Origin of the sequence: Polaribacter ponticola (genome assembly GCF_026191475.2) — a bacterium.
GTDB lineage: Bacteria > Bacteroidota > Bacteroidia > Flavobacteriales > Flavobacteriaceae > Polaribacter > Polaribacter ponticola.
In genome coordinates, this window is sequence record NZ_JAOSLC020000002.1 from 110,393 (window position 1) to 130,438 (window position 20,046).

The 20,046-nt window shown below is 27.7% G+C and carries 22 protein-coding genes and 1 pseudogene; 13 read left to right on the forward strand and 10 right to left on the reverse strand.

All coding sequences use genetic code 11. The features are described 5' to 3' along the window. Window positions 1-59 precede the first annotated feature (59 nt). Window positions 60-2,513, reverse strand: a complete 2,454-nt coding sequence (gene lon, locus N5A56_RS00825) for an endopeptidase La (RefSeq protein WP_265724218.1) — start codon at window positions 2,511-2,513, stop codon at window positions 60-62. Window positions 2,514-3,004: 491 nt separating this feature from the next. Between lon and N5A56_RS00830 the strand changes: the two genes are divergently transcribed. The 7 genes from N5A56_RS00830 to N5A56_RS00860 all read left to right on the forward strand — a co-directional run bounded on the left by N5A56_RS00830 (window position 3,005) and on the right by N5A56_RS00860 (window position 7,256). Next, window positions 3,005-3,277, forward strand: coding sequence for a hypothetical protein (locus N5A56_RS00830; protein WP_265724217.1), 273 nt, complete (start codon window positions 3,005-3,007; stop codon window positions 3,275-3,277). A gap of 170 nt (window positions 3,278-3,447) precedes the next feature. Then, complete coding sequence (gene ttcA / locus N5A56_RS00835; protein ID WP_265724216.1) at window positions 3,448-4,242, forward strand: tRNA 2-thiocytidine(32) synthetase TtcA; 795 nt, start codon at window positions 3,448-3,450, stop codon at window positions 4,240-4,242. A 111-nt stretch (window positions 4,243-4,353) separates the two neighbouring features. Further along, on the forward strand, window positions 4,354-4,920 hold the full coding sequence (locus tag N5A56_RS00840) for an RNA polymerase sigma factor (protein ID WP_265724215.1): 567 nt from the start codon (window positions 4,354-4,356) through the stop codon (window positions 4,918-4,920). After that, the gene (locus N5A56_RS00845) at window positions 4,910-5,050 is read left to right on the forward strand and encodes a hypothetical protein (protein WP_265724214.1); all 141 of its coding nucleotides are present in this window, start codon (window positions 4,910-4,912) and stop codon (window positions 5,048-5,050) included. Before N5A56_RS00840 ends, N5A56_RS00845 begins: the two co-directional genes overlap by 11 nt. A 65-nt stretch (window positions 5,051-5,115) precedes the next feature. Then, complete coding sequence (locus N5A56_RS00850) at window positions 5,116-5,433, forward strand: hypothetical protein (RefSeq protein ID WP_265724213.1); 318 nt, start codon at window positions 5,116-5,118, stop codon at window positions 5,431-5,433. Between the two features lie 156 nt (window positions 5,434-5,589). Further along, window positions 5,590-6,489 carry a DUF4097 family beta strand repeat-containing protein gene (locus N5A56_RS00855; protein ID WP_265724212.1) on the forward strand — a complete coding sequence of 300 codons (900 nt, stop codon included), beginning with the start codon at window positions 5,590-5,592 and terminating at the stop codon, window positions 6,487-6,489. A gap of 32 nt (window positions 6,490-6,521) precedes the next feature. Beyond that, window positions 6,522-7,256: a head GIN domain-containing protein gene (locus N5A56_RS00860; RefSeq protein ID WP_265724211.1), complete on the forward strand. Its 735-nt coding sequence runs from the start codon at window positions 6,522-6,524 to the stop codon at window positions 7,254-7,256. Window positions 7,257-7,340: 84 nt separating this feature from the next. On the opposite strand, the gene N5A56_RS00865 is transcribed toward N5A56_RS00860, so the two are convergent. Both N5A56_RS00865 and N5A56_RS00870 read right to left on the reverse strand, forming a co-directional pair. Further along, window positions 7,341-8,516 carry a GlmU family protein gene (locus tag N5A56_RS00865; RefSeq protein WP_265724210.1) on the reverse strand — a complete coding sequence of 392 codons (1,176 nt, stop codon included), beginning with the start codon at window positions 8,514-8,516 and terminating at the stop codon, window positions 7,341-7,343. Between the two features lie 103 nt (window positions 8,517-8,619). Next, a complete protein-coding gene (locus N5A56_RS00870; protein ID WP_265724209.1) occupies window positions 8,620-9,405 on the reverse strand; it encodes a choice-of-anchor V domain-containing protein in 786 nt (261 codons plus the stop codon). 242 nt (window positions 9,406-9,647) lie between these two features. On the opposite strand from N5A56_RS00870, the gene N5A56_RS00875 reads away from it, so the two are divergent. Both N5A56_RS00875 and N5A56_RS00880 read left to right on the forward strand, forming a co-directional pair. After that, entirely contained in the window at window positions 9,648-10,211 is a 564-nt protein-coding gene (locus tag N5A56_RS00875) for an acyl-CoA thioesterase (protein ID WP_265724208.1), read from the forward strand. 100 nt (window positions 10,212-10,311) lie between these two features. After that, window positions 10,312-10,740 (forward strand): hypothetical protein, encoded by a 429-nt coding sequence (locus N5A56_RS00880; RefSeq protein WP_265724207.1) that lies wholly within the window; start codon window positions 10,312-10,314, stop codon window positions 10,738-10,740. 118 nt (window positions 10,741-10,858) lie between these two features. Here the strand turns inward: N5A56_RS00880 and N5A56_RS00885 are convergent, their stop codons facing one another. The 6 genes and pseudogenes from N5A56_RS00885 to N5A56_RS00915 all read right to left on the reverse strand — a co-directional run bounded on the left by N5A56_RS00885 (window position 10,859) and on the right by N5A56_RS00915 (window position 14,871). Next, the gene (locus tag N5A56_RS00885; protein WP_274270127.1) at window positions 10,859-11,251 is read right to left on the reverse strand and encodes a hypothetical protein; all 393 of its coding nucleotides are present in this window, start codon (window positions 11,249-11,251) and stop codon (window positions 10,859-10,861) included. Between the two features lie 156 nt (window positions 11,252-11,407). Next, window positions 11,408-12,276: pseudogene (locus tag N5A56_RS17635) on the reverse strand (DUF5777 family beta-barrel protein). Between the two features lie 4 nt (window positions 12,277-12,280). Next, window positions 12,281-12,826, reverse strand: a complete 546-nt coding sequence (locus tag N5A56_RS00900) for a YceI family protein (RefSeq protein WP_265724203.1) — start codon at window positions 12,824-12,826, stop codon at window positions 12,281-12,283. 14 nt (window positions 12,827-12,840) lie between these two features. Beyond that, window positions 12,841-13,257, reverse strand: a complete 417-nt coding sequence (locus N5A56_RS00905; RefSeq protein WP_265724202.1) for an OB-fold protein — start codon at window positions 13,255-13,257, stop codon at window positions 12,841-12,843. A gap of 11 nt (window positions 13,258-13,268) precedes the next feature. Further along, a complete protein-coding gene (locus tag N5A56_RS00910) occupies window positions 13,269-13,637 on the reverse strand; it encodes a cytochrome c (protein ID WP_265724201.1) in 369 nt (122 codons plus the stop codon). A 148-nt stretch (window positions 13,638-13,785) separates the two neighbouring features. Further along, window positions 13,786-14,871, reverse strand: coding sequence for a LytR/AlgR family response regulator transcription factor (locus N5A56_RS00915; RefSeq protein WP_265724200.1), 1,086 nt, complete (start codon window positions 14,869-14,871; stop codon window positions 13,786-13,788). Window positions 14,872-15,010: 139 nt separating this feature from the next. Between N5A56_RS00915 and N5A56_RS00920 the strand changes: the two genes are divergently transcribed. From N5A56_RS00920 to N5A56_RS00935, 4 genes are read left to right on the forward strand one after another with little or no spacing between them, the layout of a single operon-like run. Then, window positions 15,011-15,448 carry an OB-fold protein gene (locus N5A56_RS00920; RefSeq protein WP_265724199.1) on the forward strand — a complete coding sequence of 146 codons (438 nt, stop codon included), beginning with the start codon at window positions 15,011-15,013 and terminating at the stop codon, window positions 15,446-15,448. Continuing rightward, on the forward strand, window positions 15,441-15,620 hold the full coding sequence (locus tag N5A56_RS00925) for a hypothetical protein (protein WP_265724198.1): 180 nt from the start codon (window positions 15,441-15,443) through the stop codon (window positions 15,618-15,620). Before N5A56_RS00920 ends, N5A56_RS00925 begins: the two co-directional genes overlap by 8 nt. Before the next feature lie 44 nt (window positions 15,621-15,664). Next, window positions 15,665-15,988, forward strand: coding sequence for a YceI family protein (locus N5A56_RS00930; protein WP_265724197.1), 324 nt, complete (start codon window positions 15,665-15,667; stop codon window positions 15,986-15,988). Beyond that, window positions 15,978-16,886 (forward strand): DUF5777 family beta-barrel protein, encoded by a 909-nt coding sequence (locus N5A56_RS00935; RefSeq protein WP_265724196.1) that lies wholly within the window; start codon window positions 15,978-15,980, stop codon window positions 16,884-16,886. The genes N5A56_RS00930 and N5A56_RS00935 overlap by 11 nt, the downstream gene beginning before the upstream one ends. 288 nt (window positions 16,887-17,174) lie before the next feature. On the opposite strand, the gene carB is transcribed toward N5A56_RS00935, so the two are convergent. Continuing rightward, window positions 17,175-20,030 carry a carbamoyl-phosphate synthase large subunit gene (gene carB / locus N5A56_RS00940; protein WP_265724195.1) on the reverse strand — a complete coding sequence of 952 codons (2,856 nt, stop codon included), beginning with the start codon at window positions 20,028-20,030 and terminating at the stop codon, window positions 17,175-17,177. Window positions 20,031-20,046 lie beyond the last annotated feature (16 nt).

Here is a 20,046-nt window from a genome sequence, read left to right on the forward strand (position 1 = left end):
AACTTCGTAATAACAAAAGAACACAAAAAAAGACTCACAATACTGTGAGTCTTTTAACATTACGCTAATTTCTTAGCATTTTTTACTTTCTGTTTTGTGAGTGCAATTTCTATTACTTCTCTCATTTCTGTTACATAATGAAAAGTTAAGCCTTTTAAATAGCTTTCTTTTATTTCTAAAATGTCTTTTTCATTTTCTTTACACAAAATAATTTCTTTAATATTTGCTCTTTTAGCAGCCAATATTTTTTCTTTAATTCCGCCAACAGGTAACACTTTTCCACGTAACGTAATCTCACCAGTCATTGCTAACTTGTTTTTAATTTTACGTTGTGTATAAGAAGAAACTAAAGAAGTTAACATGGTAATACCTGCACTTGGCCCGTCTTTAGGAGTTGCGCCTTCTGGCACGTGAATATGTACATCGTATTTTTCTAAAATTTCTGGTTTAATACCAAACTCTTCAGCATTCGATTTTATGTATTTCATGGCAATCGTTGCAGACTCTTTCATTACATTCCCTAAATTACCCGTAATAGAAAGTGCTCCTTTCCCTTTAGATAAAATAGATTCTATAAATAAAATATCGCCACCAACTTGTGTCCAAGCTAAACCAGTTACAACACCAGCAACATCATTATTTTCGAATTTATCTCTGTTTCTAGGTGTTCCTAAAATTTCTTCTACTTTTTCTGTAGACAAAGCTACTTCATATTCTTCTTCTAAGGCAATCGATTTAGCAGCAAAACGCACTACTTTAGCAATTTTCTTTTCTAAACCACGCACTCCAGATTCTCTTGTATATCCTTCAACAATTTGCTCTAACTGTTTTTTACCTAACTTTAAATGCTTGGTAGTTAAACCATGTTCTTTTAATTGTTTTGGTAATAAATGTCTTTTAGCTATTTCTATTTTTTCTTCTATTGTATAACCTGTAACATTTATAATTTCCATTCTATCTCGCAATGCCCAAGGAATTTGCCCAAGGTTGTTTGCAGTTGCAATAAAAAGTACTTTCGATAAATCGTAACCAACTTCTAAATAGTTATCATAAAACGTTTCATTTTGTTCTGGATCTAAAACTTCTAACATTGCAGAAGATGGATCTCCTTGATGACTTTGCCCTAACTTATCTATTTCATCTAATACAAAAACAGGGTTAGAAGTTCCAGATTTTTTTAAATTCTGAATTAAACGCCCTGGCATAGCACCAATGTATGTTTTTCTGTGCCCTCTTATTTCTGCTTCATCACGTAAACCACCTAAAGACATTCTTACATATTTACGACCTAAAGCCTCTGCAACAGATTTTCCTAAAGAAGTTTTACCAACTCCAGGAGGACCGTATAAACAGATAATTGGAGATTTCATATCGCCTCTTAACTTTAAAACAGCTAAATGCTCTATAATTCTCTCCTTTACTTTTTCTAAACCAAAATGGTCTCTATCTAAAACCTTTGTTGCATGCTTTAAATCGAATTTATCTTCAGAATAAATTCCCCAAGGCAACTCTAACATCAACTCTAAATAACTTCTTTGAACACCATATTCTGCTGCTTGAGGGTTCATTCGTTTTAAACGACTGATTTCTTTATTAAAAGTTTCACCAACTTCTTTATTCCATTTTTTAGTCTTCGCTTTTAAGCGCATTTCTTCTAACTCTTGGTCGTTAGAAACACCACCTAATTCTTCTTGAATGGTTTTTAATTGTTGGTTTAAATAATATTCTCTTTGTTGTTGATCTAAATCTTCTCTAGTTTTAGACTGAATATCATTTTTTAATTTTAATTTTTGAAGCTCTTTATTTAAGTTTTTAAGCGTTAACAAAGCACGTTCTTTTAGATTGTCTTTTTCTAAAATTACTTGCTTTTGCATTACAGTTAAATCCATATTAGAAGCAATAAAATTTACCAAAAACGAATTTGATTGAATATTTTTTATTGCAAATGAAGCTTCTGAAGGCAACATAGGATTTTCTTTAATTACTTCTAAAGCTTGCTCTTTTATAGAATCTATTATAGCATTAAACTCTTTTGTATTTTCAATTTCTCTGTCTTCAATCGCTTCTTTAACAGTTGCTTTTAAATAAGGTTCATCTTGAATAATTTCTTCAATTTCAAAACGTTTTTTACCTTGAATAATAACTGTTGTATTACCATCTGGCATTTTTAAAACACGTAAAATTTGTGCTACAACACCTGTAGTATTAATGTCTTTTAAACCAGGGTCTTCTTCTTCCTCATTTCTTTGAGCTACTACTCCAATAATTTTATTTCCTTTGTTTGCATCTTTAATTAACTGAATAGATTTATCTCTACCTGCAGTAATTGGTATTACAACTCCTGGAAATAAAACGGTATTTCTTAACGGAAGTATTGGTAATATTTCTGGTACACTTTCTTTATTAATGATTTCCTCATCTTCTGGGGTCATTAATGGTATTAATTCTGAGTCTTCGTTCATCATATTTTGTAGAGACAAACTGTCTATCTTTATAACCTTTGTTTTGCTCATGTGCTATATATCTGTCATTGTGACACCGACTTTTTAAAATAATAAAAACCAATATCACTATATTAATTGTAAGGTACTAGTAATCAGATAAATAAATACACAGCTTTAATTATCTGTATTAAATAAAACAATTGTTATGCCAAAGGAATTTAACTCAAGGTTAATAAACTTATTTATTATATTTAATATTGTAATAAAAAAGATATAATGAAAAAAATATTTTTAACGGTTTTAATATGCATTACAGTTTCCTGTAAAGTAACTAAAGTAAACACAGACTATAATTCAATAAAAAGAATTTCTCTAAAAAAATTAAGAAAAAAGGAGCTATTATTAGGCCTAACAATAATAACCATAGTTTTTCTAATGTTTTTTTATATCACTTTTTAAATACAGATAATCAATTTAATAAGTTAAATGGCGATTATTATTCTTTAAAGCATCCAGACAATTTTGAGGTTAATATTATTGTTAATTATTCTAAAAAATTTATGGGCATAGAAAACTCAATAATAGCTCAAATTTGGGTAAATGCTAAAAATGAAACCGATCTTAAAAACTTAAAAGTTAAAGTTTCTTCGAAAAAGAATGGCATTTTAAATTTTCATTCTAATTTTAATAGAACTAGAAAAGAACAATTTTGGGTAGAAAAATTATTTGTAAAGAAAATAAATGATAATAGTTTGAACTTGCTTTCTGAAGACAAAATAGATATTGAAATAAATGGGCATCACTATACTTTTATAACTGCACAAATAAATTGATTATTATTTTAAGCATTATAATATTCAGAATTTAAACATTGTTAATATAAAAAATTAGCCAAGATAGAACAAGAAGTTATAAAAAAGAATACTTAAATCTTTTTATAATGTTTTTAATTATTGATCTCTTAAAGGATTTATAATTAAAATCTATCCATTATTTTTGCTGAATGAAAAATAATAAACAAACCACAAAAAAGTTACAACGTAATGTAGCAGAAGCTATTCAACAATTTTCTATGATTGAAGAGGGCGATAAAATTATGGTTTGTCTTTCGGGAGGAAAAGATAGTTACACTCTTTTAGATATGATGCTTTATTTTAAAAAAGTAGCACCAATTTCTTTTGATATTATTGCTGTAAACTTAGATCAAAAACAACCAGGTTTTCCTGAAGAAATTTTACCTAATTATCTATCCAACTTAGGTGTAGATTATAAAATTATAGAAAAAAACACATACAAAGTAGTTATGGACAAAACGCCAGAAGGTAAAACCACTTGTAGTTTATGTTCACGATTAAGAAGAGGTACTTTATATGAAGCCGCAAGAAATTTAGGCTGTAATAAATTAGCTTTAGGACATCATAGAAATGATATTTTAGAAACTTTTTTACTAAACTTTTTCTTTGCCGGAAAGCTAGAAACGATGCCTCCAAAATTTATAAATGACGCTGGTGATTTGGTTATTTTAAGACCTTTAGCTTTATGCAAAGAAAGTGATATTGAACTTTATTCTAACGCATTAAATTTTCCTATTATACCTTGCAACTTATGTGGTTCTCAAGAAAACTTACAACGTAAAAAAGTTAAAGAAATGATTACTAATTGGGAACTTGAAAGCCCTAACAGAAGTTCTGTTATGATGAATGCACTACAAAATGTTTCTCCTTCTCATTTATTAGATCATTCTATATATGATTTTACCAACCTTAAAAATAAGATTTCAGAAAATTCACTTTCTTAAAATTTATATTAAAACACTTCTAAAATAGACTTAAAATAAAAAGTTTATTTTTATTTCTGTAAAACTGTCACAACTTAAAAACAGTTTTGTCTTTAGTATAGAAACGTTTTATTGGAAGCTAACCAACCACATATAACCAAACTAATAGAAAACTGTAAAAAGTCGGATAAAAACGCTCAGTTGCAACTATACAAAGCTTATTATAAAGCTATGTATAATACTGCACTTAGAATTTTAAAAGATAATTTTGAAGCAGAAGATATTATGCAAGAAGCTTTTTTAACAGCATTTACTAAATTAAATATGTATAAAGAAGAAGTAGCGTTTGGAGCATGGTTAAAACGAATTGTTATTAATAAAAGTTTAACACAACTTAAAAAGAACAATCGTTATCAAGAAGTAAAAATGGAAATAATTCCTAAAAATGAAGTAGAAAATGAAACAATAGATTATACAGGTTTAAACCCAAAAAGTGTTTTAGAAACGTTACAAAGTTTAAAAGACAATTATAGAGTTGTGCTTACCTTAAATTTAATTGAAGGTTATGATTATGAAGAAATTGCACAAATATTAAATTATACTAATGAAAATGTGAGAACCACAGTTTCGAGAGCAAAGAAAAAATTAAAGCAAATTTTACTTGCAAATAATATACAAGCACAAGCCTATGAAGGATAAATTACATGACTTTTTCTCTGAAAATAATTTCGATTTTCATGAGCCACAATCTGCACATTTAGAACGTTTTGAACGTAAGTTAAATAGAACTGAAAAAAAAGCAATTCTTCTTGGAAATGGCTTTCTGTAGCAGCATCTGTAGTTTTAGTTTTAGGTTTTTGGCTAGGAAGTAACCATCAAAAACAACAAATAGAATTGGCAGACATTTCTCCTAAAATGGAAGAAGTACAAAATTACTTTGTTTCCACAATCAATCAAGAAATAAAAACTATTGAAAAAAATAGAAACTTAGAAACTGAAACAATTATTGAAGAAGCCTTAGATCAATTAGAAGAATTAGAAGACAATTATAAACTTTTTATTAAAGAATTAAATTCTGAAGGAAGCGCAAGAAGAATTATAAATTCTATGATTAAAAATTACCAACAACGTCTTCAAGTTTTAGAAAATGTTTTAAAACAGATAGACCAAATAAAGAATTCAAACAACATAAACAATGAAAGCTATATATAAAATTACTTTATTAATATTACTTTTTCCGCTCATTGCATTAGCAAACAACGATGGCAAAAAACACGAAAAAAGTAAAAGATTAAAAAAAGAATATAAAGTTAATTCTGATGCCAAATTATCTATTGATAATAGGTACGGGAATTTAAACATTACTACTTGGAAAAAAATAATATTGAAATTGAAGTTATTATAACTGTAAAAGGTGATGATTTAGATAGAGTTGAAGAAAAACTAGATAATATTGATGTAGAATTTGAAGCTTCTTCTAACCTAGTTTATGCGAAAACTATATTTGGAAAAGAACAAAAAAGTTGGTCTTTCTGGAAAAGAAACAATAATTTAAGTTATAAAATTAACTATAATGTTAAAATGCCAAAAACTAATTCTGCTGATTTAAATAACGATTATGGAAATATTTCTTTAGGAGATTTAATGGGTAAAGCAAATATTAACTGCGATTATGGTAAAATTTCTATTGGAGAATTATCTGCAAACAATAATGATATTAATTTAGACTATTGCTCATTATCTACAATTGTATATATGAAAGGTGGAAACTTAAATGCAGATTATTCTAAAATTACTATTGAAGAATCTGAGAGTTTAAAAGCAAATATCGATTATTCAACTTTAAATATAGAAAAAGCTGGTAATGTAAACTTCAACGCAGATTATGGATCTATTTCTATTGATGAAGCTACAAATGTAGTTGGTAATTCTGATTACGTAGGTATGCATTTTGGAACCATAAAAAAGAACTTAAAAATAGATACTGATTATGGAGCAATTTCTGTAAAAAGGTTGGTTAAAGGTTTTGAAAATGTAAACATAGATGGAGAATATGCTGGCATTAGAATTGGAGTAGATGCAGATGCTAGTTTTGAATTTGAATTAGATTTACAATATGCAGGTTTTAAAAGAGATGATGATAAAATAGAATTCTTTAAAAAGATTTCTAAATCAACTAAAAAATATTACCAAGGAAAATTTGGAACAGGAAAATCAAATTCTCGTATCAATATTAGATCTCAATATGGTGGTGTAACTATCAAATAAAATTAAAAAAATAATTTAAAATATAAAAAATCATGTTTAAAAAAATAATATTAACCTCTATTATATTAACTGTAAGTCTATCTCTTAATGCACAAGATTGGTGGGGTAATAGTAAAAAAATTAAAGGAAACGGAAACGTTGTAAAAGTAAAAAGAACAACATCTGATTATGATGGAATTGGAGTTGGTGGTTCTTTTGATGTTATACTTGTAAAAGGAAAAGAAGGCAAAATTACTATTGAAGGTGAAGAAAATATTATCCCATATATAGAAACCGAAGTTAAAGGAAATACTTTACGAGTTAAATACAGAAAAAACATAAATATTAGAACTACAAAAAAACTAGTTGTTACTATAACTTATGAAGATATAGAAAAAGTTTCATTAGGTGGTTCTGGTAATATTACCAACGAGGGTATTATTAAAAGTAACGACTTTAAAGTCTCTTTAGGTGGTTCTGGTAATATTACTTTACAAATAGATGCAGATGAAGTTAGCTCTAACATTGGTGGTTCTGGTAATATAAAATTATCTGGTAACTCTAATGAGCTAAATTGTTCTATAGCAGGTTCTGGAAGTATAAAAGCATATGAATTAAGAACAGATAAATTATATGCAAATATTGCTGGATCTGGAAGTATAAAAACAACTGTTAAAAGTAAAATAAAAGCTAAAGTTGTTGGTTCTGGTAGTATCTATTATAAAGGAAACCCATCTCACATAGATAGCAAATCTGTTGGTTCTGGAGATATTATAGATAGAAATTAACTATTAATAATTAGAAAACTTAAAAAGCCATAAAACAAATATATGTTTTATGGCTTTTTAAGTTTATTCTTTTAAGTAAAAAAATTAATAATTTCTAAACTCTTTAGTTGTATCGAAAACATGCTGTAAAATTCGTTGTTCAATATCATTAAAAACCATATTTCTTCGCTTCATAACTACTTCTGCTACTTCATATACTTTATTCGTTTTATATTCGGTAAAACCAGCTGCTCCACCCCAACTAAAAGAAGGAACAAAATTTCTAGGAAATCCGCTTCCATATATATTTGCAGAAACACCTACAACAGTTCCAGTATTAAACATTGTGTTAATTCCACATTTAGAATGATCTCCCATCATCAAACCACAAAACTGAAGTCCGGTTTTTGCAAATCTACCCGTTTCATAATTCCATAATTTAACCTCAGCATAATTATTTTTTAAATTTGAGTTATTTGTATCTGCTCCTAAATTACACCATTCTCCTAAAACAGAATTACCTAAATAACCATCGTGTCCTTTGCTAGAATATCCCATTAAAACAGAATTACTAATCTCTCCGCCTACTTTACAATAAGGTCCTAAAGTAGTCCCCGAATAAATTTTGGCTCCCATTTTTACTACAGCATTATTACACATTGCAAATGGTCCTTTTATAGATGAATTTTCTAAAATTACAGCATCTTTACCAATATAAATAGGTCCTTTAGAAGCATTTAAAACAGCAAATGTAATTTCTGCTCCTTCTTCTATAAAAATATTCTCTTTATTAATATATCTTGTTCCTTCTGGTATTGGCTCAGAAGTTCTATCATTTGTTAATAAATCGAAATCTTGTTGAATAGCTATTTCATTTAAAGAAAAAATATCCCAAGTATTTTTAACTTGAATTAAATCTTCTTCAAATTCGATTTGCTTATAAGCATCAAAATCTACTTCTTCTTGAGAATCTGAAGTAAAAAAAGCAATTACATCTTCACCTTTAAAAATAGCTTCGTCTTTAGATAAATTTTTAACTTTATCAACTAAACTTTCCGTTGGACAAAATGATGCATTTATTAAAATATTTTTTTCCAACTCTACCATTGGATACTTTTCTTCTAGATATTCTTCTGTAACTGTAGTTGTAGTTAAACCTAAATGCTTCTCCCACTTTTCTCTTATCGTTAAAATACCTATTCTAATATCTGCAACTGGTTTTGTATATGTAAAAGGTAATAACGATTTTCTAACATCGCCATCAAATAAAATATAATTCATTTTTAAAGTTTTATAGCTATACAAATTTACTTTAATTAAGGCACAAAAAAAACCGATTGTATAAAATACTATCGGTTTCAATAACTTTCAGGTAAAATAGCTGTTATTTTTTTATGAATTTCTGGCTACCAATTTTATTTTCTGACAAAACTTTTAAAACATAAATACCCGTAGATAGGTTATTTACATTTATTTCATCATCATTTCTAGTAATTTTTTTAGATAAAGCTAACCTCCCAACATAATCATAGAATTCTACTGTTGCATTATCTGTACCAGAAGGCAACTGAATTGTAAGTTTCTCTGAAGATGGGTTAGGATACATTTCAAAATTTAATCGTTTTGCCTCAGAAATACCTAATACGTTAATATTAGAAGAAGTAGTTGTTACTACCTCATCACCTCCAGTTCCAGAACCATTACCAGCAAGTGCGGCAACATAGAACTTTATAGCACCAACATCTGTACTTGGAGCTTTCCAGTTAAAATTCCAAGATTTTTTACTGTTACCTGCAGTTGTATGTGTAACGTGAGTACCACCATTTTTTAATTGATTATCTGTACCATCTGCAATAAAGGTTCCTATTTTAGAACCATCGCTAACTTTCTCTGCTGTAATTTGAAAACCATGTCTAGAATTTGAAGAACTAGATACATCAACTTGTAAACCATAAGTTGTTCCTAATTCATAACCTGTATTTGGCACCTCTGTTTGAAGTGAAACAGAAGTATTAAAGTTACCTCCAGAATGGCATTGTGTACATGTAGTATTACTATCTCCTGGTGATCCAGAATATCCTCCATCTCTTCCGCCAGAAAGAGACATTAAAAAAAGAGCTGAAACAGGAATTAATAATAAAAATGATCTAAAAAAGTAGTTTTTTTTCATGTTAGTTAATATTTAATTTTATTTTTTTCTTAGTAATAATATCATTATACTTAGTGAATTGTTAATTTCTTAAAAAGAATGATTTATATTTTGAATTCTATTGTAAATAAAACAAAAACAACACTTTAATGCAATAAAATAAATATAAAAGGGAAAAAACACACCTTAAAAAGGAAAAAAATCAGTTGAAAACCTACTATGTAAAAACTATTTTTAAGAAAAAAGAATCGTATTTTTGATTTATGACAGAAATAAATAAAAAGTACAAGCATATAAAAGAATCTCAATTAACAATTACCGAATTAATGCTACCATCGCACTCCAACTTTAGTGGAAAAATACATGGTGGTCATATTTTAAATCTAATGAATCAAATAGCTTTTGCTTGTGCTTCTAAACATTCTGGAAATTATTGTGTAACAGCTTCTGTAAATAAAGTAGATTTTTTAAACCCTATTGAAGTTGGTGAGTTACTTACTTTAAAAGCTTCTATAAATTACACTGGTAGAACTTCTATGGTTGTTGGTTTACGTGTAGAATCGGAAAACATAAGAACTGGAAAAACCAAACATTGTAACTCTTCTTACTTTACTATGGTTGCTAAAAATGAAGAGGGAAAAAGCACGCCTATTCCTGGTATAATTTTAACTTCTAAAGCTGAAATTAGACGTTATGCTAGAAGTATTAAAAGGCAAGAAGAAGGTAGAAACAGAACTTCTAGATTTAGTAGTAAAATTTTTAAAATTAATGATTACTTACATTTATTTGAAAATAGTAATTCTAAAATTGAATTAAACGAAAAATAAACAAAACCTATTTCACCTTTTAAAATGCATTTTGTTTTCTCCTTATTTTATTGTAAATTAGCTAAGTAAGAAATATTTATCACTATTAAAATCATCCCCCATGAACAAAACTATCAATACTTCAAGTGTTAATTGGCTAGAAGATGCTTTAAAAGAGTACTCTTTAAAAAATGAATTTACTTTAATTGATGACAAAAAATTTAAAATAAGAGAAAGAGATTTAAAATCTGCAGTAAGCCTTATTAAAGCCTCAAAAGCCAAAGGAGGAAAATCTACCAAACAAATTACAAAAGCATTAGTTAGTTTAGGATTAAGCAGTGCTGGAATTTATGTTATTATATTAGCTATTGCAGACCCAGAACCAACAACTAAACTAAGTTTACTTCTAGTTGGTGGAATTATACTCGCTATTTCTGGAGGATATGGAACACTTAGAGCATTAAGAATTAAGTTTAGAGTAAGAAAAAAAGAGAAACAGATGGTGTTTTCCATGTTAAACCTGTTGCTAATTATTAATTATTTGCTCTAAATAGGACAGTCATAACAGTCTAAATAATTAAAAATAAGATATAGAAAAGCTAAACAAACTGCCTTGATAACCAAACGAAAGCAAGAGGTTTATCCAACTTTTCTAAAATCTTCTTTTTCTAAAAAGTATTTAGAAATTGTTTTTGGAGGGGATATTGTTTTCCAAGAACTGTAATCAAACCAAAAAGTTCTCTTGTAATTGTTGTACACAATTCATTCTCTTGATTATAAAAATGAATGACTACATTCATTTTATTATTTGTAAACAAGATATTTTTAAATTCTAACTCAACTAAAAAAGATTGTGTAAACAATAATGGTTTGTATTGAGTTATTTTATCATTCTTTTTTTGCAAACCTACTTTTAAAGTATTCATTTTTAATTTTGTAAATCCTTTAACAAATAAAAATGTTTCTAGTAATTTTGACGAATAATGTAAATAAGCTGCATTTTGCATTACCATAAAATCATTTACATCATTACCTTTAACTGTATAATTTCTTTGAAACATTTGCATAGTTTTAAGATAAATTAGGAAAAAATTTAATTATATTTTTTTTAATGATACTAAATTGAAAGCAGATTACTGATTAATTTTGATCATGAGTCAACTCCTCAATAATCTGCTTTAGGTATTTCTTTCTTTTATTTTTCTATAAATTGGATACTAAAAAGTTCTTGATATATTAAATCCAAGATGAATATCTCCACCAAAGAAATTATCAGTAGTTTCTGTAATAAAACTTTTTTCGATCATAGTTATTGCATTCGATAAAATTAATTGAAATACATGTCCGCCTGTTTCAATATCTACACCAAAAGCTAAAGAATTTCTAGCGTTAATTGATTTAGACTCATCAAAAGCATAATAATACTCGCTATTAAAAGATACTCTTTTGCTTAACTTTATACGGCTCCCAAAACCTAAAGCAAAAATATCATGTGGATCAGCTTCAATTTTTACTGTGTTTCGATGAATATAAGTTGGTGTAATTTGATATGAAAAAGACTGACTTACTTTTCTGGCAATTAAAACCTGCCCAACATAAGTTAAACTTTCTGCAAAAGTTCTTTTATCTGCTGGGTCATAATCTTTAATAGTTTTTAGTGCAACACTTCCAAAAAGAGAAACCGCAAAAGGAAATGATTGATTTCCTTTTTTTGTTTTAACCAACTATATTTTAAAAAACTATCATAAGTTTTATCAAAACTACTTCTTCCAAAACCTATTGTTAAATTATCATTTAAACCATATTCTAAAGCAAAACGTATGTTTGATTGATCCAATCCAAAAAGTTCATCAAAACCTAAATTTACTCTTCCGAATCTATGAGAAATAACAAACTCTAATTCTTTTTCTTTTCTGTTTTCTATAGAATGACCGTTTAATATTCTTGTTCCTTTAAAGGTTGAAGTAACAATGTTTTCTTTTCCGTTTTTTGGCGTTTCAGTATCTAAAACATCTAGTAAATCATCTTGTGAAAATGAATAAATAGATATTGAAAACAGAAGAATGGTTAGTAATCTTTTTTTCATAATATTATTTCTTATATGTTGTATGGTTAAATTTAAAACTTACTTTTATTTTTTTTGCAATGTTTTTTGCTACTACTGCAGGAATTTTAATATTAAAATTATCTACTTCAATTATAAAATCTCCATCAACTAAAATTGCATCTTTTATTTTTTTGAAATTTGCATTTATAATTACCTCCTTCTTTACACCATGTAAAGATAAAACACCTTTTACTTGAGTATTTGTTGCAGTTTCTTTTATGTCATCAAACCCCAATATACTTCCTTTAAATGTAGCCTTTGGAAACTTATCTGACTCAACATAGTTTTCATTAAAATGTTCTTGCATTAATGCCTTTTTAAACATAAATGATTTCATTAAAATAGAAATTGCCATTTTACCAGATGATGCATCAATAATACTTAACACTTGATTATTTTCTGCAGTAATATCTTCCATTGGCGCTTTAGAGTAAAAAGTAATTGCTCCTTTTTTTGTTAGATATCTTTCTTGACTATTTACTACTGTTGTTATAAAAAAACAACAAATAAATGTTATAACTAATTTCATAATTGATAATTTTATTAATTAATAATTTCACATTTTACCAGAACAACATCCATTAAGTATCCTGTACAAATTCCTTTTACACTCACAACATCTCCTTCTTTTATAGCATTTACATTTTTTGAAGCAACTTCAGATAAGTGGCATAAAACGCTTCCGAATTCATCATTCGTTTTTAGAGTAATTATTCCTTTTCCGTTTTCAATTTCTCTTTTAGAAATAACACCTTTAACTTCAATAATTTTTTCTAGATATTTAGTATTCGCAGCATTTTCATCCGAAGTAAAATCGTTTACTATTTTATTGGCTGTAAGTATAATATTCGCAGATGAATTTGCTACATTTATATGTGGCTTATTATACATTTTATAAGCTAACAAAACAGTAGTTAAACCCAAAATTAAAACGATAAAGAATATTTTTTTCTTGTTCATTATTTCTAGTTTTAATTGTTTATAGCTCCATTATCTACCCAGCATTTAATTGTTGCAATTTCATCATTAGTTAAACTACCACCAAGTGGCATTCTTCTACTTTCTATTGCAGAAAGCACCGAACTTGAGTTAGAACTTACCCCATTATACGAATCTAAATTAGGAAACTGACCACCACTTGTACTATGACATTGAGTGCAATTATTATCTATAATTACTTTTACATTTGAAGAAAATGTAATTGATTCACAAGGATCTATGTTTTCTGGATCTTCTCCTTCTTCATCTATAGGTTGTTCTACATTAGTTAAACACGAAGTAAAAAGAAAAGTTGCTAAAAATACTAAGTAAAGATTTCTAATTTTTAATATTCCATTCATAATAGTTAGTTTTAAATTTCTTCTGTAAAGTAACTAAAATATAAGAAGTTATAAAGTATGAACCTTTATGAAAGGGAAATAAAAATGGTTAAAAAGGAAAAAAAGAGTTAAAAAGTAAGCACATTTAAGAAATAAAAGGTGTCTTTTACTATAAGTTTAACCATTGTTTAAATTCGGCAGCCTTATTTTTGCTAATTATGATTTCGTCTGAAGTTTTAGATTGCAATAAAATTTTTAATTGACTATTACCGTATTTAATAATTTTATCTATAGCAGAAATACTAATAATAAATTGCCTGTTTGCTCTAAAAAATAACGTAGCATTTAAATGTGTAAAAATATCATCTAAACTCATGTTAGAAGTAGATTTTCTTCCATCAAAACAAATTACATAAGTAATAGTGTTTTCTGTATAAACATAAGCAATATCTGCAATAGAAATTGGCACCAACTCATTTCTTATATAAGTAAGAATTCTTGTTTTTTCTATTTCTAAAGGCTCTTCTATGACTTCTTCTAAACTTGTATCTGCAATTCTTTCTTTATAAGAAACCAAATCTGTATTTAATTTAGATAGGTTTAAAACTTCAGAAGCTAAAGTTGTATTTTTTAACTCTAATTGCTTTTCATAAGAACTTCCAATTATTCTAACTGCCACAAAAGATAATACAATTACTAAAACACCCATAATTGAAAAAATTAAATAAAAATTCCCTTTTAAAGTATTCATTTGAGATGTAATACCACTAATATTTACATTGGCTGCAACAATTAAATCTGTTTTTTTTATTGGAGAAATATGAATTATTTCAGAAAGATCTGGATTACTTTCATCCATTAATAATTCATACAAATCATCTGAGTTAATTTTTTCTTTTAATGATGATAATAAAGTTTCATTAGAGTTTACTTGCTGACCTACTTTTGTTTTATCTGGATGACAAACCTCTCTCCCGCTCCAATTAAATACACTTATAAACCAAGTATTTGAATTAGAATTTTCAATAATATTCTGAATATTAATAACAACATCTTCTTTGTTAATACCAGAAGAAATCTGAAAATCGATAAACCTAGCAACTTCATTAGCCTCTCTTTTACTAGATTCAACTTGAACTTCTATTAATTGATTAGCACTTACTTTTATAAAGTATTGAGATGCAATTAAAGCAATTAAAAGAAAAATTGCTGCAATAGATAAAAAAGTTAAAAAATAAAGTTTGTCTTTTTTCATAAGGAAATATAAAGTTGAAATATACTACTATTCTTTTCTTATTAATAATTATTTTTTCCTCTTTAAACTTATTTTTTCCTTTTCATAAAGATTTATAAGCTTAAAAAAAGTAAATTTCATTTTCTTTGAATAATTATTTATGAAAAGCAAAAACAAATTATTTTTAACCTTTATTCTACTTTTACTATTAGTAAATGGATATTATTATATTGTTCCATTATTTATTTCATCCGATAAAAATTTAGAACATGAAATTGCAGAAATGGTTTTAACTTCTAATGACTTAGTAAAATCTTATAACAAAGACGAAAAAAAATCCAATGCTCTATATGCTGGTAAAATTATAGAGATTACAGGTTTTGTAGAAAAGGTTTCTTTTTTAAATAATAGAAATACTATTATTTTAAAAAGTAATACCGAAAACTTTGGTGTAATATGCGATGTTCATCCTAATGATTTTGAAAATTTAAAAGAACTAAAAGAAAATCAAAAAATACGTGTAAAAGGAATTTGTAAAGGTTTTTTAAAAGACGTAATTTTACTAAACTGCTCAATTGATCTAAAACCGAATGAATAAATTTTTACCACTCATTTTTTTATTAATAACTTTTGCCGATTTTAATCTTAAACAGCAACAATTTATTGCAAGACAAGGCCAAATTTCTTTTTTCTCTTATACCTCTGTAGAGAATATAGAAGCTAAAAACAACCAAGTTCTTAGTATTCTAGATTTAGAAAAAAAGAAATAGCAATTAGCATGTTGATGCGTGCCTTTGTTTTTAAAAAAGATTTAATGTATGAACATTTTAATGAAAGCTATATAGAATCAGATATATACCCAAAAGCAAGTTTTCTTGGAAAAATATTAGATTTAGACCTAGTTAGCAAGGAAACTCAAACAAAGATTATTAGAGGTAAATTAACTGTTCATGGTATTACAAAAGAAATAGATATTAAAACTACAATTGAATATATTAATGATAATTATGTACTATCTGGTAATTTTAATGTTTTAGTAAAAGATTTTGAAATTAAAATACCTCCTATTTTATCGAGTAACATTGCAAAAACAATTTCTATTAAATTTAGATTCCAATATCAACCTTATGAAGAATAAAATAAAATATCAACTGCTTACTATTGCAATAATGGTTTTAGGTTCTTCTATAAATGCTCAAGATTTACTTGATAAATTAAATAAAGAATTTCCTGATAAACCCGTTTATAAAATCGCAACTTTTAAAACAACAAGAATTGGTTTAGGACATTCTATTGAAACTAGAAAAAAAGGTGCTTTAGAAATTTCTTTATATAACAGATATTGGAATATTCCTAACTTCGAAGGTCAACGTTTTCTTGCTGATGTAGTTAGTACTCGTTATGGTTTGGATTATGCTTTTTCTGATAATTTAACCGTAGGTTTAGGATATACAAATCACGATAAAATTACAGATGGTTTTTTTAAATACAAGCTTATAAAACAACGCAAAAACACAAAAAAAGGACCTTTTAGTATTTCATTATTACAATCAATTTCAAGTAGAAGTGTAAACACAACTAGTGGTGGTTTATACCCAGGTAATAAATCAACTAACAATTACGCATTTACTAGTCAGGTTTTAGTAGCAAGAAAAATGAATTCTGAATTCTCTTTACAAGTATCACCAACATTTATTCATAAAAAAGTAGACAAGTTAACAGATGATCCTAATAATCAATTTGCAATTGGTTTTGGAGGAAGGCATAAAATTGGAGGTCATGCCTCTATAGTTTCAGAATATTTCTATGTTGCTAACCCAATAAAATCTGTTAATACTTACAACGCTTTTATGGTGGGTGTAAATTGGGAACTAAGCCATTTATTATTGCAATTCCATGTAACTAACGCTCGTAATTTTGTAGAAGATACTTTTATAACACAAACTAAAAATAATTTTAACGCTAAAGATGGTAACTTCCATTTTGGTTTTAATGCAACTTTTGTATTGCATACAAAAAAGAAAAAGTTAAAGTAAAACCTTGTTTTAATTAAAAACCATTAAGAAAATTTATTCTTAATAAGGATAATATTTTTTTGTTTAGTAATATTAAAATCGGCATTTTTCTATACTATTTTACTTCTTTTAATATCTAAACTTTTATAATAATAATAATAATAAGTGTTTTCAAATTAATCTTCTAATAAAAAAATCGAGTTTAGCTAAAGAATGAATCGTTTTATATTCTTATTAACATTAGCTTACCCATAAAAAAGCATCCAATTCTATAAAGAATTGGATGCTTTTAATTTATAAAGAATTAATTTATTTATTCAAGTACATTTTACGTCTTGAATATAAATTATAAAATTCATCATCTTTTAAACTATCTATAAATAAGATACTTTCTCCTGTTGATTTCATTTCTGGACCTAATTTTTTATTAACATTAGGAAATTTATTAAAAGAAAAAACAGGTTGTTTAATTGCGTAACCTTCTAATTGAGGATTAAAATTAAAGTCTGTTACTTTTTTATGACCTAACATAACCTTAGTTGCATAATTTACATAAGGTTCTTTATATGCTTTTGCAATAAAAGGTACCGTTCTAGAAGCTCTAGGGTTTGCTTCAATGATATAAACAACATCATCTTTAATAGCAAATTGAATATTAATTAAACCAACAGTTTTTAATTCTCTTGCTATTGTATGTGTATGATCTTTAATTTGTTGCATTACAAATTCACCTAAATTAAAGGCTGGCAAAGTTGCATTTGAATCTCCAGAATGTATCCCACAAGGCTCAATATGCTCCATAATACCGATGATGTACACATTTCCATCAGCATCACAAATAGCATCTGCTTCTGCCTCTATTGCTCCATCTAAATAATGATCTAATAATAATTTATTACCTGGCATTCTACCTAGTAAATCAACTACATGTTCTACAAGTTCTTCTTTGTTTATTACAATTTTCATTCCTTGCCCTCCTAACACATAAGATGGTCTAACCAAAATTGGAAAATCTAACTCATCTGCTAAAGTTAAAGCTTCATCTGCAGTTTCAGCGATTCCAAATTCTGGATATGGAATTTTATTATCTTTTAACATCGCTGAAAATCTTCCTCTATCTTCTGCAATATCTAGAGCTTCAAAAGAAGTTCCAATAATTTTAATACCATAACTAGTTAATTTTTCAGCAAGTTTTAAAGCTGTTTGCCCTCCTAACTGTACAATAACTCCTTCTGGTTTTTCATGACGAATAATATCATAAATATGTTCCCAAAATACCGGCTCAAAGTATAATTTATCTGCTGTATCAAAATCTGTAGAAACCGTTTCTGGATTACAGTTTATCATAATTGTTTCATAACCACACTCTGCAGCTGCTAAAACACCATGTACACAACAATAATCGAATTCAATACCTTGTCCAATTCTGTTTGGTCCAGATCCTAAAACTATAATTTTCTTTTTATCAGAAACTACACTTTCGTTAGCTATAGTTATCTCTCCGTTTGCAGATTCAATTTCATTTTCAAATGTTGAATAATAATAAGGAGTTTTTGCTTTAAATTCTGCAGCACAAGTATCTACTAATTTAAATACACGTTGTACGTTTAACTCTTCTCTTTTAGTATAAACTTCACTTTCTAAACAACCCAACATGTGAGCAATTTGTCTGTCTCCGTATCCTTTTTGTTTTGCTTCTAATAATAAATCTCTACCAAGTGTGTCTATTTTATAAGTAGATATTTCTTTTTCTAACTGAAATAACTCTTCGTATTGTTTTAAATACCACATATCAATTTTTGTGATATCATATATTTGAGACAATGGAATACCCATAGCAATAGCATCGTAAATAGCAAAAACACGATCCCAACTTGCATTGGTTAATTTATCTATAATTTGGTTATAATTAGTGTAGCCTTTACCATCTGCACCTAAACCATTTCTTTTAATTTCTAAAGATTGTGTTGCTTTATGTAATGCTTCTTGGAAAGAACGTCCAATTCCCATTACTTCTCCAACTGCTTTCATTTGTAAACCTAAAGTTCTGTCTGAACCTTCGAATTTATCAAAGTTCCAACGAGGTATTTTCACAATTACATAATCTAATGTTGGCTCAAATAAAGCTGAAGTAGATTTAGTAATTCCGTTTTCTAACTCATCTAAACTATATCCAATTGCTAATTTAGTGGCTACTTTTGCAATAGGATAACCTGTTGCTTTAGAAGCTAATGCTGATGAACGAGACACACGTGGGTTAATTTCAATAGCAATAATATCTTCTTTTGCATCTGGTGAAACTGCGAACTGAACATTACAACCACCCTCAAAATCTCCAATAGAACGCATCATATGAATAGCCATATCACGCATTTTCTGAAAAGTAGTATCAGAAAGTGTCATTGCTGGTGCAACCGTAATAGAATCTCCAGTATGAATTCCCATTGGATCCATATTTTCGATAGAACAAATAATAACTACGTTATCATTTTTATCTCTTAATAGTTCTAGTTCATATTCTTTCCAGCCCATCATTGCTTTATCAATCATCACCTCATGTATTGGTGATGCTTCTAAACCTCTGCTTAATAATTCGTCGAAATCCTTTGGATCATATACTATAGAAGCTCCTGCTCCACCTAAAGTATATGAAGAACGAATAACTAACGGAAAACCAAATTCTTGAGCAATTTCTTTTCCTTTTAAGAAAGATGTTGCTGTAGCTTGGGGCGCCATTGGCACTCCAATTTTAATCATTAATTCTCTAAACTGTTCTCTATCTTCTGTAACATTAATCGCATCTATATCTACACCAATTAATTTTACATCAAAATCTTTCCAAATTCCTTTATCATCGGCTTCAATACATAAATTTAATGCTGTCTGACCTCCCATTGTAGGTAAAACTGCATCAATTTGTGGATGCTCTTTTAAAATTTGAATAATTGATTTTGTTGTTAATGGTTTCAAATATATATGATCGGCCATTGAAGGATCCGTCATAATAGTTGCTGGGTTAGAATTTATTAAAATTGTTTCTATCCCATCTTCACGTAAAGAACGTAAAGATTGTGATCCAGAATAATCAAACTCGCAGGCTTGACCAATAACAATAGGTCCAGATCCAATAATAAGTATGGAATTAAGGTCTTTTCTTTTTGGCATTGTAAGTTGTTGTGTT

Bases quoted from the DNA above. Each gene is read 5' to 3' on its own strand.
- N5A56_RS00920 (WP_265724199.1), top strand. From the start codon at position 15,011: ATGAAAAGCAAAAACAAATTATTTTTAACCTTTATTCTACTTTTACTA.
- ttcA (WP_265724216.1), top strand. From the start codon at position 3,448: ATGAAAAATAATAAACAAACCACAAAAAAGTTACAACGTAATGTAGCA.
- N5A56_RS00845 (WP_265724214.1), top strand. From the start codon at position 4,910: ATGAAGGATAAATTACATGACTTTTTCTCTGAAAATAATTTCGATTTT.
- N5A56_RS00925 (WP_265724198.1), top strand. From the start codon at position 15,441: ATGAATAAATTTTTACCACTCATTTTTTTATTAATAACTTTTGCCGAT.
- N5A56_RS00865 (WP_265724210.1), bottom strand. From the start codon at position 8,516: ATGAATTATATTTTATTTGATGGCGATGTTAGAAAATCGTTATTACCT.
- carB (WP_265724195.1), bottom strand. From the start codon at position 20,030: ATGCCAAAAAGAAAAGACCTTAATTCCATACTTATTATTGGATCTGGA.
- N5A56_RS00885 (WP_274270127.1), bottom strand. From the start codon at position 11,251: ATGTTTCAAAGAAATTATACAGTTAAAGGTAATGATGTAAATGATTTT.
- N5A56_RS00860 (WP_265724211.1), top strand. From the start codon at position 6,522: ATGTTTAAAAAAATAATATTAACCTCTATTATATTAACTGTAAGTCTA.
- N5A56_RS00905 (WP_265724202.1), bottom strand. From the start codon at position 13,257: ATGAACAAGAAAAAAATATTCTTTATCGTTTTAATTTTGGGTTTAACT.
- N5A56_RS00870 (WP_265724209.1), bottom strand. From the start codon at position 9,405: ATGAAAAAAAACTACTTTTTTAGATCATTTTTATTATTAATTCCTGTT.
- N5A56_RS00875 (WP_265724208.1), top strand. From the start codon at position 9,648: ATGACAGAAATAAATAAAAAGTACAAGCATATAAAAGAATCTCAATTA.
- N5A56_RS00930 (WP_265724197.1), top strand. From the start codon at position 15,665: ATGTATGAACATTTTAATGAAAGCTATATAGAATCAGATATATACCCA.
- N5A56_RS00935 (WP_265724196.1), top strand. From the start codon at position 15,978: ATGAAGAATAAAATAAAATATCAACTGCTTACTATTGCAATAATGGTT.
- N5A56_RS00910 (WP_265724201.1), bottom strand. From the start codon at position 13,637: ATGAATGGAATATTAAAAATTAGAAATCTTTACTTAGTATTTTTAGCA.
- N5A56_RS00880 (WP_265724207.1), top strand. From the start codon at position 10,312: ATGAACAAAACTATCAATACTTCAAGTGTTAATTGGCTAGAAGATGCT.
- N5A56_RS00900 (WP_265724203.1), bottom strand. From the start codon at position 12,826: ATGAAATTAGTTATAACATTTATTTGTTGTTTTTTTATAACAACAGTA.
- lon (WP_265724218.1), bottom strand. From the start codon at position 2,513: ATGAGCAAAACAAAGGTTATAAAGATAGACAGTTTGTCTCTACAAAAT.
- N5A56_RS00915 (WP_265724200.1), bottom strand. From the start codon at position 14,871: ATGAAAAAAGACAAACTTTATTTTTTAACTTTTTTATCTATTGCAGCA.
- N5A56_RS00830 (WP_265724217.1), top strand. From the start codon at position 3,005: ATGGGCATAGAAAACTCAATAATAGCTCAAATTTGGGTAAATGCTAAA.